Source organism: Brachybacterium sp. 107 (assembly GCF_052379725.1).
Classification (GTDB): Bacteria; Actinomycetota; Actinomycetes; order Actinomycetales; family Dermabacteraceae; genus Brachybacterium.
The window spans coordinates 412,442-426,630 of record NZ_JBQSYW010000001.1 but is presented as its reverse complement, the minus strand read 5'-3'; the positions used below and the strand labels follow the sequence as shown (position 1 = coordinate 426,630).

Sequence of the window (14,189 nt, the reverse complement as noted above, 5' to 3'; positions counted from 1 at the left end):
AGGGCACCTGGTCTCAGAGGCCTCGGGCCATTTTCAGCCAGGCACCGTCGGGATCATCTTCGATGATCTCCCAGCGGTCCCCGGTGTCCTCGAATCCGAGGGCCTGGTAGAGAGACTGCGCAACCTCGTTCTTGGGGCCGACGTACAGCGTGACGGTGTCCGCCTCGTCCTCACGGGACCAGTCGAAGACCGCGTCGGCGAGCTTTCCGGCGATACCGCCCTTACGTGCGCTCGGCAGCACCCACATCGCCTGGAGCTCACGCTCGTTGGCGGGGGAGTCGCCCTCGTGGCGAACTGCCACGACCGCGACCGGCTGGCCTGCTTCGACCGCGAGGAACCACGCGGCCTCACGAACGCGCTTCTTCCAGATGGAGTCCTCGTAGGTCGACTCCTTCTCCCAGCTCTGCCCGAAGGCCGAGGGGTCGGTGCTGAGAGACCGGAGACGGATCTCGCGCACGAGCGACCAGTCGTCGTCGTGGGCGCGGATGATTTCGGCCATGGCTGTCCTCCTGAGCCGTCGTGGCATGGTCACTGCCATCTTGTACTCGTGACCTTACCCTGGCGAATATGCGCGAACGGCACGGTGGGCACCGCACGCGCTTCCCTCAGTATTGTACGGGGCCTGGCGATTCTGCGCTCGCCACCTCGGCATCATTGACACAATGGGGAGATGTCGCCCTTCCGTGTCCTCACCGTCTGCACCGGCAACGTCTGCCGGTCTCCCGCAGCAGCGGTGATGCTGCGCGAGGCGATCCTGGAGGCGGGTCTCGCCGACCGTGTCGAGGTGGGGTCCGCCGGCACCAGCTGGGAGGCCGAGGGGATGCCGATGGACGACCGCACCGAGCTCGCTCTCGTCCGTGCGGGATATGCGCGGCCCTTCGAGCACACGGCGCAGACCATCCATCTCACGGAACTGCTCACCTGGGACCTCGTGCTCCCGATGACGATCGAGCACGCCCAGGCTCTGCGCCGGATGGTCGAGCAGGCGCCTGAGGGGAAGAGTGTCCCGGAGGTCGCGCTGTGGCGGAGGTTCGATCCGGAGACGCCGGCGGAGACCCCGGAGACCGAGATGGCGGTGGATGACCCCTGGTACGAGGGGCAGGGCGCCTTCAATCGCACCATCGTGCAGATGCAGCGCAGCCTGCCCGCGATCATCGCCCGTGTGCAGGACGCGCTGAGCGCCCGCTGACGACGGCTTATTCCTTGGGTGCTCTCGCGCTCGCGGTACGCCGGCTGTACCAGGTGGCACCGGCGAAGCCGGCTGTGGTCAGGAAGCCGATGCCGAGCGCGATCGCGAGCACCTGTTGCATGCGGCCGAACGCTGAATCGGGGTCCTGCGAGGACACGGCGTTGAGGAGCTGGACGATCGGGCCGCCCTCCTGCGTGCTCGCGACCGGCTGAGGCTGCACAGACGGGCTGGGGTCCTCGGGGGGCGCTGCCGGCGCCTCCGAGGTGGTCTCCTCCGAGGTGGTCTCCTCGGTGGTGCTGCTCGTCTCGGGCGACGTGCGCTCGGAGGTCCTGCTGGCCTGCTCGGTCTCGTCGGCCTGGGTCGTCGCACCGTCATCGGCGGCAGGGGCTTCCGGCGCCACTGCCGTTGACCGGGTCTCGGGCTCGGCGTCAGGTTTCACCTGCGGGGCGATGACGCTCGGCTTCTTCGTCTCCGCGGGCTTCTCCAGCTCTGCAGGCTTCTCCGTCTCCGCGGGCTTCTCCGGGGCGACGGGCTTCTCCGGTTCTGCGGGCTTCTCCGGGGCGACGGGCTTCTCCGGTTCTGGAGGCTTCTCGGTCGGCGGGGTGGTCGGGGTCGTCTCGCCGTCCGACCCACCGCCCGGCTTCTCGGTCGTGGAAGGCGTGGACGTCCCCGTCGACTCCTCGCCCTCGGGGGGCTCGGTGGAGGTCGGGGTCTCCGCGGGCGTGGTGGTCTCTTCCGGCGGTGTCGGCTTCGGCGGAGTCGCCGTCTGAGCTGGAATCGACGGCGGCGTCGCGTTGCCCGGCTTTGTGACGTCAGCGCTGGGGGACGTTGTCTGATCCGGGTTCTCGGTGTCACCGGACTCAGTTACTTCGGACCCCTCGCAGCCCTCGGCTTCACCGCGCACGGTCGCCAGGAGGTCGGAGACCACGGGAACGACCCCCGCGCAGTCGGCCGGAGGTTCTACTTCCGGGTCCGACGGATCCGCGGGGTCATCCCCGGCATTCTGATCATCATCGTCGTCGGAGGCTTCGTCGTCCGGGCCCGGTGCGGGCTGGGACGGGTCCTCGCTGCCGGGATCGGGGGTGTCAGATGCGGACTCGCCGTCGGCCGGACCGCCGGTTGTCTGGTCCGCGCCCTCGCCGGAGCCGGCGCCCTCAGCGGGCTCGTCAGCATTGTTGGGATCGGCGGGCTTCTCGGACGCGGTGGAGCCGTCGGTTTCTGTGGACTCGTCGGTTGCGGTCGCGGTCGCGGTTGCGTCGGGGGAGGTGGCGGACTCTTCGGACTCGGCAGTCTGTGTCGAGTCGGGGGCCTGTGTGGAATCGGCGGGCACTGTGGCTGTGCCGTCAGCGGATTCGGCGGTCGACCGGTCGGCCTGGTCGGTGAGTTCGGGGGGCGTGGCGAGGGCGGGGGCGGCGGCCGCGGGGAGGGCGAGAGTGACGGCAGCGGAGCAGGCGTACAGACGTGTTCGTAACCGCATAGGCGCAATTCCCCCTCTCTCGGACGCTCTTCCGACGGGTGTGGTCGGCGTCATCTTGGGTGGCTCGACGAAGCATATTACCCTACCGAACCTTTACCCTCGGGCTCCATGCTCCAGCGCAGACGGGGGTCGGCGCAAGGGGGTGTGGACGGAGACACCCCCACGTGACGCACGCAATGTTGACCGGGACTTGGTGATTCCTTGACCAGCGACCTGGCGCTATACCCCGAATGTCCAGCTAGAGCCTCCGCGTCGAGGCGAGCGAGAGCGATGGGGAGGAGCCGTGAATGCCCAGATGACGCAGGGGTCATTTAGCCCTGAGGGCACCGCGGAGGGCATTCCTCCCGGAGGGGCGGACACCGTCGGGATGAACGCCGGTTCCACGCCCCGCCGGCGTCCCTCCCGGGCGATCTCGTCGAGGCCGCTTAGACAGGTCGTCTCCCCTGCACGGTGACGGGCGACACGATTCGCGATAGTCCGCCATTGCATGCAGCGGCTCCATGCTCCGCTCCGTGCCGCTTTCAGCAGCTCCGCGCTGCGTGCCGCGCCTCCACGCGGAGCCCCGCCCTCCGGAGCCGTGGCAGCCGGAGGGCGGGGCGCCGAGAGGATCAGTCGGCCAGTGCGCCGTCGACCAGAGCCTTCGCGGCCTCCTGGACCTCGGCCAGATGGTCCTCGCCGCGGAACGACTCGGCATAGATCTTGTAGACGTCCTCGGTGCCGGACGGGCGAGCCGCGAACCAGGCGGACTCGGTGGAGACCTTCAAGCCGCCGATCGCACCTCCCGAGGGAGCGTCCGTGATCGCCGAGACGATCGGCTCGCCAGCCAGCTCGGTGGCCGTCACCTGCGAAGGGTTCAGAGCCTTGAGCTTCGCCTTCTGTGCACGGTCGGCCGGGGCGTCGATGCGGGCATAGGCGCTCGAGCCGAACTCCTCGACGAGCTCCGCGTGCAGCGCGCTGGGGGAGCGGCCGGTGACCGCGAGCATCTCGGAGGCCAGGAGCGCCATGATGATGCCGTCCTTGTCCGTGGTCCAGACCGACCCGTCCTGGCGCAGGAACGACGCTCCCGCACTCTCCTCGCCGCCGAAGCCGACCGACGAGTCGATCAGGCCCGGCACGAACCACTTGAAGCCGACGGGGACCTCGTACAGCTCGCGGCCCAGCGACCCCACGACCCGGTCGATGAGGCTCGAGGAGACGACGGTCTTGCCGACCTTCGCCCCGGTGGGCCACTCGGGGCGGTGGGCGAAGAGGTACTGGATCGCCGTGGCGAGGTAGTGGTTGGGGTTCATCAGCCCGCCATCGGGCGTGACGATGCCGTGGCGGTCGGAGTCCGCATCGTTGCCGGTGGCGATGTCGAACTCGTCGCGCTTCTCGAGCAGGGAAGCCATCGCCCACGGGCTCGAGCAGTCCATCCGGATCTTGCCGTCGCGGTCCAGGGTCATGAACGACCACTGCGGATCCACCTCGGGATTGACCACGGTGAGATCCAGGTCGTGCATCTCGCCGATCTCGGCCCAGTAGTCCACGGAGGCCCCACCCAGCGGGTCGGCTCCGATCCGGATCCCGGCGCGACGGATCGCGTCGATGTCCACCACGTCGGTCAGATCCTTCACGTACGTGTGGAGGTAGTCGTAGCGGCCGGCATCCTGCAGGGCCTTCTGCCGGCCATGGCGGCGCACCCCGTTCAGACCCGCGGCCAGCAGCTCGTTGGCGCGATCCGCGATCCAGGTGGTGGCGTCGGAATCCGCCGGGCCGCCGTGGGGCGGGTTGTACTTGAAGCCGCCGTCACGCGGCGGATTGTGGCTGGGGGTGACGACGATGCCGTCGGCCCGGCCGGGATCGTTCGTGGCGCGACCGCGGTTGTGCACGAGGATCGCGTGGGAGACCGCCGGGGTCGGGGTGTAGCTGTCCAGGGCGTCGACCTGCGCCGCGACGTCGTTGCCGGCGAGCACCTCGAGAGCGGTGTCGAAGGCGGGTCGGGACAGGGCGTGGGTGTCTCGGCCGATGAACAGTGGGCCGCGGATGCCCTGGCCGGCACGATATTCGACGATCGCCTGGGTGGTCGCGGCGATGTGGTCCTCGTTGAACGCGGTGTCCAGCGACGAGCCGCGATGGCCCGAGGTGCCGAAGGCGACGGCCTGGTCCGGGTCCGACGGGTCTGGATGAAGGTCGTAATAGGCGTCAAGGAGAGCGTCGACATCGACGAGATCCTCCGGAAGGGCCTTCTGGCCTGCACGGGGGTGCATGATCATCACTCCATCCTGAGCTGTGGGCATGCCGCCACTCTAAATCAGGGGCGCCGCGCACATGCTCGGAAGGGTCGATCCCTGAGACGCGGCGCGGTGTGCGTCGGACGATCGCCGTCGGACGAGCGCCGTCGGCCGCCCGACGTGCAGCCGGCATCCAGTGGTAACCAGCTGTGCCGCCAGGCGCGACGTCCGGTACGCCGTCAGGCGCGACGGCTCCGCACCAGGCGGACGATGCCGATGATCGTGAGGATCAGTCCGATCAATCCCGCGATGATGCCGATGATGGGGCCGATCAGCATCGGGGCCGCCATCTTCGTCACGCTGTACGGCCCGAGATAGGCCGGGGAGTCCGTGCCGGTGCAGGAGATCGTCACTGTGGTGTCCGCGGTCGCGGCGACGCCGAGTACCTGTTCGTACGACGTCCCGTTGCCGAAGGTCACCGACCCGGAGGTCGGGAACTCGGTGACCGCGCCGGAGGAGGAGCCCTCGGCGGTGCACTGAGCGCTGTCGGCGTCCGCCGCGGGGACATAGAGGATCAGCATCTCGTTCTTGCCGATCTCGAGCTCCCCGGTCCCGCCCTCGACCACGGTGGGGCCGGTCGTGGCGTCGCCCACCAGCGAGCTGAACGACCACACGAGCCCGCCGATGGTCGCGGCCGGGCCGATGATGAGCAGCAGCACGAGACCGATGATCAGCGGCGCCAGCCCGCGGCGCGTGGACGGCGAGGACCCGCCGGATGAGCGGGGCGGCTGGGCCGGCAACGGCCCGGTGGCCGGAGTATCGGGGTAGGGCTCGTGAGCGAACGACCCCTGAGAAGAGGGATCCTGAGCGAACCCGCTGTGCGTGAACCCGCTGTGTGCGGATCCGCCCTGTACGGACGCGCCCTGTGCTGACCCGCTGTGCGCAGAGCCGCTGTGCGCGGCGGAATCCGGCCCGGAGGCGGCTCCGGCGGACGCCGGCGCAGGGCGCCCGTAGACAGGACGCTTCCTCGGGGCGGGAGTGGTGGACTCGCCGTCGGGCATCGGGTCTCCTTCGCGATCGGGCCTGCACAGGATAGCCGTCGACCCTCCGAGAACCCTCGGCGTCCGGTGCGGAGCGGTCTGGTGCGGTGCGGTCCGGTCCGATGCGGGCGGACGACGCCTTCCTCGCGGTCAGCTCAGCTCGAGCATCACGCCGGCCAGCGCCGCTGCGAGCACCGCCGCCACGATCGGCGTCAGCAGCCACACGGCGACCATCGTGCGGGCCACGCGCCAGCGCACCTGGCGACGGCCCACGGCGACCCCGGCGCCGACCACGCCCGAGGCGAGGCCGTGCGAGGTGGAGACAGGGGATTCCAGCCCGAAGATCGCCACCGACATCGACAGCACCGAGGAGGCCTCCGCGGCCAGGCCCTGGGCGACGGAGAGATCGGTGAGCCGGCGACCGATGGTGCGGATGATCCGATGCCCGCCCAGGAAGGTGCCGGCCGCGACGGCGACCGCCACGGCCACCATCATCGGCAGGGCGGCGCCGAAGGACAGATCGGAGACCGAGGCCGCGACGACGATCACGGCGAGGGGCAGACGCGCGTCGCTGAGGCCGTGCCCGGTCGCGACCGCACCGGCGGTGACCGTCTGGGCGAATCGCAGATGCGCGACGCGCAGGCGCTCGTCGCGCGCCAGGGCGAGGATCCCCTGCATCACCAGATAGGACACGAGCACCGCGAGCAGCGGGCCGACGATCGAGCCGACGACGATCACCACCAGGCGATCCCAGGCGGCGGCCGCGCCGATGGCCAGGGACGCCCCGATCGCGCTCCCGTAGAAGGCGTGCCAGGTGGAGGAGGGCATGCCGATCCACCAGGTCAGCAGCTCCCAGCACAGGGTGGCGAGCAGGATCGCGACCAGGCCCGCCCCGAGCACGTCAGGCGTCCCGGCGGTCGTGGCGGCGAGCTGCCCCAGTCCCAGGAGGTGCAGCGCCCACTGGGCGGTCACCGCCAGCAGGAACATCCCCAGCAGGGCTCCGAGCAGGTTCAAGATGGCGGCCATCCCCAGGGCCGTCGACTCTCGCAGCGACCGGGTGGTGATGGCGGTGGAGACCGCGTTGGAAGCGTCGTGGAACCCGTTGACGAACGCCATCGCGAGCGCGAGGAGGACGACCAGCACGAGCAGTGCCGGGGTCACTCAGGCGTCCTTGACGCGCAGCAGATCGGCCAGGCGCCCGGCGTGCTCCTGCAGCTCGATCGTGCTCGCCACGGAGGCGGTGATGTCGCGCAGGGGGAGCAGATCGGTGGACGCCCCGCCGCGCTGGTAGAGCTCGCCGAGTGACTGGCGGACCAGCCGGTCTCCCTGCCGCTTGAGCTTGCGGATCTGCGGGTAGTAGTCACCCATGTCCCGCACGCGGTTCAGCGTCCAGGTCGCGACGACGGTCAGCTCGGCCGCCCGTTCGATGCCCTTGGCCGCCTCGAGCAGGGGCGTGGGGAGGGCACCGATCCGGGAGAGGACCAGCAGCTCGGCCGTGTTCTCCAGGGACGCGACGGTGTCCGCCAGGGTGAGGGCGAGGTCGTAGAGCAGCTCCGCCTCGTACGGCGTGATCAGCGACTGCGCCAGGCGCTGCGCGATCCGGAGGCACAGCTCCTCGGCGCGGGTCGACTGGTCGTGCAGCACGGGCGCGATGCGAGTGCGCTCGCGGTACCCGTGCCCGAGCATCCGGGAGTGGGTGTCGGTGGCCTGGACCAGGAGCTCGGCGAGTTCGCTGAACAGATCAGTCATCGAGCGTTCGACGCGACGCGGGAAGAGCTGCACCACCTCAGGTCTCCTCCTTGCGCCGTGGGGCGCTGTACCCGGTGCCGATCACCGCTGGTGGGAGGTGTCGACATGCTCGAGATGCTGGGGCGCCGGACCGGGATGCGCCTGTCGGCGCGAAGGCCGCTCGAAGCGGCAAATGTTGGAGCCCGGGGCAACCGCGGCCCGGCGCCCATACATCGTAGGGCACTGACGCCCGGGGCATCCACCCGTGACCCGGGCAGGAATGGCATGTGCCACGTCCGCGGCGACGTTCAGCCCCGCTGTGTGACGTTCAGCCCCGCTGCGCGGCTCGGAGCTCAGTCCAACCGGCCGGCCTCGGCATGGCGGCCGGCCATCGCCAGCTCCTCGCCGGTGCTCAGCAGCCGCTCCGCCTGCCGGGTCCGATGGGGACCGGGATCCTCATCGGCCAGGTGGGCGGTGCCGTGGGCGAGGATCGTGGCGACCGCCCCGGCGCGGGTCAGTGCGATGGCGAGGTCTCCGGTGAACGCCCCGCGCAGGATGTCGTCCATCGTGCGCTGGACCTGCTGCACGTCCGGCGGCTCGGCGAACCCGGAGAGGTAGCGCAGCCCGGGGATGGTGCGCGATCCGGCACGGTAGCGGTGCACGACGTCCTCGCCGCTGTGCTGGAACCAGGTGTGCAGCACGTAGAGGCGCCACAGGGCGCCGGGCAGCGTGCTCGCGGGCGATCCCGACCAAAGGGCCGCCAGGTCCGAGAGCCCGTCCTGAGCGGCCAGATGCAGGACCCGCTCGACGACCTCGGGATCCGAGCTGTGGAACACCCCGTCCAGGAGGGCCTGCGCCGAGTCGTGGGCCAGATCCGTCGAGGTCGAGGGATCCGGATCGCCGGGAATGGCTTCCGCGGTCGAGGGGAACAACGACGCCGGACGACGGAAACGGGGAGAGCTGGATCCAGAGGAGGACATGCCGTGAACTCTACGGCGGGCACCTGGGGGCACGCATCGACGCGGTGGCGCACCGCACCGCACAGCCGTGGTCACCGTCGTCCTCCGCTCGACACCGCGGCTCGCGCTGCGAGGCTCCGAACGTGGGGAGTTCAGCCCATCGACCCTGCACAGAGCCCGAAATAGTCTGCGGAGATGACCATTCCGCGGCACCTCGACCCCGAGCCGGGGGTCCGTACTCTCCTGCCCGACTACTCGCGCAGCGCGGCGACGGTGGAACGGATGGTGGCGAACCTCCAGCAGCAGCGGGCGGTGCGGGGGCGGGCCGGCCGCAGCATCGTCAGGACGGTGCGTCCGGCCGACGCGGTGCAGGACACGCTGCTGCGGTCGGTGGTCGCCGCCCTCGCTCTCGGCGGCTCGCTGGTGATGACGGTGGCGGCCGTGCTCCTGTGGGCGACGACCGCGGACGGCCATGCCCCGGGCGTCGGCCTGCTGCTGGTGCTGCTCGCGCTCCTCCTCGCGGCGACGCTCAGCGCTCTGCTCGGGATCCGTTTCGGCCTGGTCGCCCTGGGCACCGCGAGGTCGCGCCTGGAGATCTCCGAGGAGGGGCTGCGGGTGGTCGGCGCGCTGCGGACCCGGCACGTGCCGTGGAGCAGCATCGTGGCGATCGAGTCCCGGGTGATCCACCCGGTGCACTGGTTGACCGTCGGCCTGCGGCTGCGCGACGGGACCCGCATCGTCGTTCCCGCCCTGGATCGCCACATCTGGACCTACACTCGACCTTCCGGACAGACCATCCGGGCACTGCGCGCAGAGCTGCGCCGGCGGGAACGGGCCGCACGGGGCAAACGCTGAGAGGCCGACACGACGGAACCGGGAGACGGTGATGGAAGCACTGCTGATGACGGTGGGATCCGGCTGGGTCAGCGGGATCAGGCCCTACTTCATGGTCTTCCTGCTCGGGCTCGCCGGGCGGATCTTCGGTCTCGAGCAGGTCCCTGAGGTTCTGCAGCGCACCGATCTGCTGGTCATCACCGCGATCCTGCTGCTGGTCGACTTCGCGGCCGACAAGATCGCCTTCTTCGATTCCTTCTGGGACCAGCTGCACACGGTGATCCGGCCGATCGCCGGCGGCGCCATCGGCTTCCTGCTGGGCGGAGAGACCGATACGACGACGGCGATCGTCATGGCCGTGATCGGCGCGGTGGCCGCCTTCGGGTCGCATGCGGCGAAGTCCACCGCGCGAGCTGCGGTCAACGTGTCACCGGAGCCGGTCTCCAACGCCGTGGTCTCGACCGGGGAGGACGTCGCCGCGCTGGTCGTCGGCGGCCTGACCCTCCTGCTGCCCGCGGTCGCCGCCGTGGTGGCGCTCGTCCTGCTCGCCGCGGGGATCTACCTCATCTATCGGGTCCACAAGCTCTACCGGAACCTGCGCGGCAGGCTGCGCACCGCTCGCGCCGGGCGCACGACGGGGCTCGGCCCCGCCTCCTGAACCGCGGGCTCAGGTGGTCGGTCGTGAACCGCGGGCTCAGGGGGTCGGTCTCGAACCGCAGGCTCATGAACCGCAGGCTCATGAACCGCAGGCTCAGATGGTCGGTCCTGAACCGCGGGCTCAGACGGCCGGAGCGGCCAGCGCCGAACTGGTGCCGTCGGCCCACAGGAGGCGCACGGCCTCGGCGACCGCGTCCCGGGAGATGTCCGAGACGGCGAGGATCCCGTCGTCGTCGAGCGGGAGGTGCCCGGACCGCCAGGTGCCGTCGGCCTCGACGTGGAGCATCATCGGGGTCTCGTCCTCGGGCGTCGCGATGTCCTTGCGGCGCAGCGAGACGGTGCGCTCGCGCCCGTCGTCGAGGAAGGCGGTGACGATGTCGGCCACCGAGGTCGGCACATGCTCCGGATCGGGCAGGGCGGAGACCACGAAGGAGTCCAGCTCGTCCTGGGTGAGCATGAGGACCGCGTCGTCCGCCTTGATGACGAAGGCCATCCGCATGGCCTCGCCCTCGGCCAGGGCGAGGCCCAGCCAGCGATCGGCGGAGGTCAGCGCGCTCGCCACGATCTGGCCCTCCTCGCCGAGCAGCCACTGGCCGTCGTCCGAGCGCTTCACCTTCCCGCGTGCCCGCAGCCCGGAGGTGACCGCTGCGGTGACGAACTCCTGCGCGTCCTCGGGGGCGCGGCGCAGGCCCACCTGCTCGCGGGTGATCGCCCCGCTCTGCGTGGGGCGCAGAGCCAGCATGAAGTCGATCTCGTAGGCCGTGTAGATCGTGGGCTGATCGTCCGTCGCGGCGTCCGCCGGCATCTCGCTCATGGGGCTCCCCTGCTGCATGTCGTGGGTTCGTCGCGGGACCTCGCCAGAGGGCCCGCTGGTCTGGGAGGAAGCATGTCAGATCTGGCTGCCCCACTCCACCGCCTCCGCCGAGGTGCAGGCGCGCACGTTCGCACCCCTGATGCTGACCTGGGTGGTCGATGCCGGGGATCGGGAGGCCTTCGAGGCTGTCGTGCGGTGGTACCCCGCCGAGTCGGACACCCGTGGGTACGACGACGACTTCGGGTGGCTCCATGCTGTCGCCCATGGTGCCGACTACCTCGGCGAATGCGCCCGAACGGGCATCGCCACCGGTCGGGAGGTGCTGGACCTGCTGGCCGCACGCCTGATCGGCCCCCGGCGTGGTGGCACAACGCCTACGCCACCGGCGCGAGCCTGTATGTCGCCGTCTCCGAGCAGCCGCTGGACGGTGAGGGCCCTGCCCTGATCGCCTCAGCGGGAGCCGCGCGGGCAGCGCTGGCGCGCCTCCTGTCCCGGATGACGCCGTGGTTGTTCATCTCTCGGTCCTGACGGCAACCCCGGACCGCACTCGGGAAGCGGTCCGCGGCGGATAAGCTCGCGCTATGCAGGGCAGTCACGAGGAGCACAGCGCAGGGCCGGACGTCGTCGCCGACCTCGGCACCGAGAGCATGCGCGCCGTCTACCGCGATCTGCTGCGCTTCGGTCCCCGCTCCCGCAGCGAACTCACCAAACGGCTGGGCCTGTCGGCGCCCACCGTCACCAGGGTCACCCGCGATCTGCTGGATCACGACAGATTGCACCCGCTCACCGCGGTGGTGCGCCCCAAGGGCCGTCCCCATGAGCCGCTCGACATCGTGGAGAACCGGGGCCCGCGCTTCATCGGCGTCAAGGTCACTGCGCAGGAGGTCCACGCCGTGGTCACCACGGTGCGCGGCAACATGCTCGAGGAGCTCGTGATCCCGCTCGAGGACAGCTCCCCGGACGAGCTGGTCGAGGCGATCCTCACCCCGGTCGAGGCCCTCCTCGACGCGCATCCGCACGTCGCCGGGATCGGGGTGAGCCTCGGCGGCCTGGTGGCCGGGCGGCGCACCGTGGTCACCGCGCACCTCCTGGGATGGCAGAGCCCGGTCGAGCTCGCCGCCGTGCTCGAGGCCCGGGTGGATCTGCCCGTCGTGGTCGAGAACGACCTGGTCGCGATGATCAACGGCTTGCACTGGTTCGGCATCGGCCGTGCCTACAGCTCCTTCGTCGTGCTGACGATCGGTGCCGGCGTGGGTTTCGGCACCGTGATCGACGGGCGGGTCGTCGAGGGCCGGAACCACATGGCGGGCCTCACCGGCCGGCTCGCCGTGGGCCACGACGCCCAGGGGGAGCCGCTGGCGATCCGTGACGTGGCCAGCACCGAGGCCGTCGTGCGGGCGGCCCGGGCGCGAGGCGTGCTCGCCGCCGACGAGGGGATCGACGCGCTGCGCGCCCTGGTCGTCTCGGGTGATCGCGCCGCACGGGAGATCGCCGAGGACCTGGCCCGGGCCGTCGCGCTCGCCGCGGGCAGCCTGGTCGCCGTGATCGACCCCCAGGCGATCGTGCTCGGTGGTGAGAACGTGGACCTGATCAGGGCAGTGTTCCCCGTCTTCGAAGAGGCTCTGGGCAGTGCTGTCGCCCGCGGGCAGCAGGGCCTCGTGGTGCGCACCCTCAGCGGGGACTTCGACGAGTGGGCCCGGGGTGCCGCCGTGATCGGCATCCAGGAGTTCGTCGGCGTCCCCTGAGAGACGACAGAATCACTGACGACACAACGGCCGACGCCCTCGCAGGCGTCGGCCGTTCTGTCACTCGATCACTCGATCACTCGATCACTCGAACAGGGCGTTGACCCGGTCGTTGTACGAGGCGAAGTCCGCCCCGTCGATTCGCCGCATCCAGCACTGGTCGAAGGCCGACTGCATGATCTGCATGATCGCCGCGGAGTTCTCCACCAGCGGATACAGCCCGGTCTCACCGTTCGCCACCCGGTCCGTGAACGGGGTGACGTCCAAGCCCTCGTCGGCGAACGCCTGGATCGCCGCCTCGGTGCCGACATCGGTCGACGGGAAGAACGGGGCGCGCTCCCCGATGACCTGCTGGGCGTCGTCAGAGGCCAGGAACGCGATCAGTCGGGCAGCCGCCTCCTTGTTGTCCGACTGGGCGGAGATCGAGTCCCCGAGCCCGTTGAACATCGACATCGGAGTGCCGATGGGACCCGAGGGGAGCGGGGCGATGCCCAGCTCCATGCCCTCCATGTTGTTGAAGGTCGTGATCATCCACGAGCCGGCCAGCGACAGCGCCGCCTTGCCGGACTGCACCTGTGTCTGGGTGGGGCTGGAGTCGCCGAACACACCGAAGGGCGGGAAGAGCCCCTTGTCGACGAGGCCGAAGTACCAGTCCATGGTGGCCGCGAAGCGCTCGTCGTCGTAGTTGAAATGCGTTCCCCAGGTGTCCGCATCCGTGAACGTCCACCCGGTCGAGTAGGCGAAGGCGGACCAGCTGGTCTGGCCCGTGTAGTCGATCCCGCCGTCGGCGGCCATGCCGTAGCGGGCCACGTTCTTGGGGTCGAAGCCGTCCTCGTCGCCGCGCACGCCGTTCGCGTCCAGGGTGAGCCGCGCCAGCATCTTCTCGAAGGTGCCGCCGTCCTCCGGATTCCAGTCCAGGTCCTCGAGGTCCTCGGGGGCGAGCCCCTCCTCCTCGAGCATGTTCTTGTCGTACATGACCGCGATCGTGTCGTAGTCCTTGGGCATCCCGTACCGCTTGCCGTCCTGGCCGGTCCACAGCTCCTGCAGACCGTCCTGGAACTGGGTGGCCGGGATGTCGTCGAGCGGTCCCAGGCCGTCCAGCGGGGCGATCACCCCGAGCTTGAGGAACTCCGGATAGCGGGCGAGATGGTCCGCGAACGCGTCGGGCCCGGCCTCCGCGACGAAGCTCGCCGTGAGCTTCGTCCAGTAGTCGTCCCAGCCCAGTTGAGTGACGCGCACGAAGACGTCGGAATTCTTCTCCATGAAGAGATCGATCGCGGCGGAGTAGGCGGGCAGCTGGTTCGCGTCCCACAGCCAGTAGTCGATCTGGGTGGCCCCCGCGGGGGCGGAGGCACCTCCGCAGGCGGACAGCGCTCCGGCCGCGGTGGCGCCGGCGGCGAGAGCGGCGGATCCCTGCAGCAGGCGCCGACGGGACAGAGACGATCCGTCGGCCCGCGGCGGGGCAGTCGGAGGGGTGGTGTCGGACGGGGTGGCGCGAGCAGTGTGTGCTCGGTGGATCGGGGAGTTCATCTGGGG

General features: G+C 70.2%; 14 protein-coding genes. 5 read left to right on the top strand and 9 right to left on the bottom strand.

Annotated elements, in window-relative coordinates; translation table 11 throughout:
- Nucleotides 1-13: 13 nt before the first annotated feature.
- Nucleotides 14-499, bottom strand: a complete 486-nt coding sequence (locus ACT3UL_RS01895; RefSeq protein WP_444576430.1) for a GNAT family N-acetyltransferase — start codon at nucleotides 497-499, stop codon at nucleotides 14-16.
- 171 nt (nucleotides 500-670) lie between these two features.
- On the opposite strand from ACT3UL_RS01895, the gene ACT3UL_RS01890 reads away from it, so the two are divergent.
- Nucleotides 671-1,189, top strand: coding sequence for an arsenate reductase/protein-tyrosine-phosphatase family protein (locus ACT3UL_RS01890; RefSeq protein ID WP_444576429.1), 519 nt, complete (start codon nucleotides 671-673; stop codon nucleotides 1,187-1,189).
- Nucleotides 1,190-1,196: 7 nt separating this feature from the next.
- On the opposite strand, the gene ACT3UL_RS01885 is transcribed toward ACT3UL_RS01890, so the two are convergent.
- The 6 genes from ACT3UL_RS01885 to ACT3UL_RS01860 all read right to left on the bottom strand — a co-directional run bounded on the left by ACT3UL_RS01885 (nucleotide 1,197) and on the right by ACT3UL_RS01860 (nucleotide 8,624).
- On the bottom strand, nucleotides 1,197-2,666 hold the full coding sequence (locus tag ACT3UL_RS01885; RefSeq protein WP_444576428.1) for a hypothetical protein: 1,470 nt from the start codon (nucleotides 2,664-2,666) through the stop codon (nucleotides 1,197-1,199).
- 608 nt (nucleotides 2,667-3,274) lie between these two features.
- Nucleotides 3,275-4,912, bottom strand: coding sequence for a phosphoglucomutase (alpha-D-glucose-1,6-bisphosphate-dependent) (pgm, locus tag ACT3UL_RS01880; RefSeq protein ID WP_444576554.1), 1,638 nt, complete (start codon nucleotides 4,910-4,912; stop codon nucleotides 3,275-3,277).
- 203 nt (nucleotides 4,913-5,115) lie between these two features.
- Nucleotides 5,116-5,595 carry a hypothetical protein gene (locus tag ACT3UL_RS01875; RefSeq protein ID WP_444576427.1) on the bottom strand — a complete coding sequence of 160 codons (480 nt, stop codon included), beginning with the start codon at nucleotides 5,593-5,595 and terminating at the stop codon, nucleotides 5,116-5,118.
- 471 nt (nucleotides 5,596-6,066) lie between these two features.
- Nucleotides 6,067-7,077 (bottom strand): anion permease, encoded by a 1,011-nt coding sequence (locus tag ACT3UL_RS01870; protein ID WP_444576426.1) that lies wholly within the window; start codon nucleotides 7,075-7,077, stop codon nucleotides 6,067-6,069.
- A complete protein-coding gene (locus ACT3UL_RS01865) occupies nucleotides 7,078-7,701 on the bottom strand; it encodes a DUF47 domain-containing protein (protein WP_444576425.1) in 624 nt (207 codons plus the stop codon).
- Between the two features lie 296 nt (nucleotides 7,702-7,997).
- Nucleotides 7,998-8,624 carry a hypothetical protein gene (locus tag ACT3UL_RS01860; RefSeq protein ID WP_444576424.1) on the bottom strand — a complete coding sequence of 209 codons (627 nt, stop codon included), beginning with the start codon at nucleotides 8,622-8,624 and terminating at the stop codon, nucleotides 7,998-8,000.
- Between the two features lie 174 nt (nucleotides 8,625-8,798).
- On the opposite strand from ACT3UL_RS01860, the gene ACT3UL_RS01855 reads away from it, so the two are divergent.
- Together ACT3UL_RS01855 and ACT3UL_RS01850 are read left to right on the top strand one after the other, a co-directional pair.
- Nucleotides 8,799-9,458 carry a PH domain-containing protein gene (locus tag ACT3UL_RS01855; RefSeq protein WP_444576423.1) on the top strand — a complete coding sequence of 220 codons (660 nt, stop codon included), beginning with the start codon at nucleotides 8,799-8,801 and terminating at the stop codon, nucleotides 9,456-9,458.
- A 31-nt stretch (nucleotides 9,459-9,489) separates the two neighbouring features.
- A complete protein-coding gene (locus ACT3UL_RS01850) occupies nucleotides 9,490-10,095 on the top strand; it encodes a DUF4126 domain-containing protein (protein ID WP_444576422.1) in 606 nt (201 codons plus the stop codon).
- Between the two features lie 120 nt (nucleotides 10,096-10,215).
- Here ACT3UL_RS01850 and ACT3UL_RS01845 read toward each other — a convergent pair whose 3' ends face one another.
- Nucleotides 10,216-10,908: a hypothetical protein gene (locus ACT3UL_RS01845; RefSeq protein ID WP_444576421.1), complete on the bottom strand. Its 693-nt coding sequence runs from the start codon at nucleotides 10,906-10,908 to the stop codon at nucleotides 10,216-10,218.
- On the opposite strand from ACT3UL_RS01845, the gene ACT3UL_RS01840 reads away from it, so the two are divergent.
- Complete coding sequence (locus tag ACT3UL_RS01840) at nucleotides 10,907-11,353, top strand: DUF2785 domain-containing protein (RefSeq protein WP_444576420.1); 447 nt, start codon at nucleotides 10,907-10,909, stop codon at nucleotides 11,351-11,353. The genes ACT3UL_RS01845 and ACT3UL_RS01840 overlap by 2 nt on opposite strands.
- Before the next feature lie 136 nt (nucleotides 11,354-11,489).
- A complete protein-coding gene (locus tag ACT3UL_RS01835) occupies nucleotides 11,490-12,653 on the top strand; it encodes an ROK family protein (RefSeq protein WP_444576419.1) in 1,164 nt (387 codons plus the stop codon).
- A gap of 84 nt (nucleotides 12,654-12,737) precedes the next feature.
- Here ACT3UL_RS01835 and ACT3UL_RS01830 read toward each other — a convergent pair whose 3' ends face one another.
- Nucleotides 12,738-14,183 (bottom strand): ABC transporter substrate-binding protein, encoded by a 1,446-nt coding sequence (locus ACT3UL_RS01830; RefSeq protein ID WP_444576418.1) that lies wholly within the window; start codon nucleotides 14,181-14,183, stop codon nucleotides 12,738-12,740.
- Nucleotides 14,184-14,189 lie beyond the last annotated feature (6 nt).

What these genes read in the sequence shown, in the direction of transcription:
- ACT3UL_RS01895 (WP_444576430.1), bottom strand. Translation starts at nt 499, where the DNA reads ATGGCCGAAATCATCCGCGCCCACGACGACGACTGGTCGCTCGTGCGC.
- ACT3UL_RS01890 (WP_444576429.1), top strand. Translation starts at nt 671, where the DNA reads ATGTCGCCCTTCCGTGTCCTCACCGTCTGCACCGGCAACGTCTGCCGG.
- ACT3UL_RS01885 (WP_444576428.1), bottom strand. Translation starts at nt 2,666, where the DNA reads ATGCGGTTACGAACACGTCTGTACGCCTGCTCCGCTGCCGTCACTCTC.
- pgm (WP_444576554.1), bottom strand. Translation starts at nt 4,912, where the DNA reads ATGCACCCCCGTGCAGGCCAGAAGGCCCTTCCGGAGGATCTCGTCGAT.
- ACT3UL_RS01860 (WP_444576424.1), bottom strand. Translation starts at nt 8,624, where the DNA reads ATGTCCTCCTCTGGATCCAGCTCTCCCCGTTTCCGTCGTCCGGCGTCG.
- ACT3UL_RS01855 (WP_444576423.1), top strand. Translation starts at nt 8,799, where the DNA reads ATGACCATTCCGCGGCACCTCGACCCCGAGCCGGGGGTCCGTACTCTC.
- ACT3UL_RS01850 (WP_444576422.1), top strand. Translation starts at nt 9,490, where the DNA reads ATGGAAGCACTGCTGATGACGGTGGGATCCGGCTGGGTCAGCGGGATC.
- ACT3UL_RS01840 (WP_444576420.1), top strand. Translation starts at nt 10,907, where the DNA reads ATGGGGCTCCCCTGCTGCATGTCGTGGGTTCGTCGCGGGACCTCGCCA.
- ACT3UL_RS01845 (WP_444576421.1), bottom strand. Translation starts at nt 10,908, where the DNA reads ATGAGCGAGATGCCGGCGGACGCCGCGACGGACGATCAGCCCACGATC.
- ACT3UL_RS01835 (WP_444576419.1), top strand. Translation starts at nt 11,490, where the DNA reads ATGCAGGGCAGTCACGAGGAGCACAGCGCAGGGCCGGACGTCGTCGCC.
- ACT3UL_RS01830 (WP_444576418.1), bottom strand. Translation starts at nt 14,183, where the DNA reads ATGAACTCCCCGATCCACCGAGCACACACTGCTCGCGCCACCCCGTCC.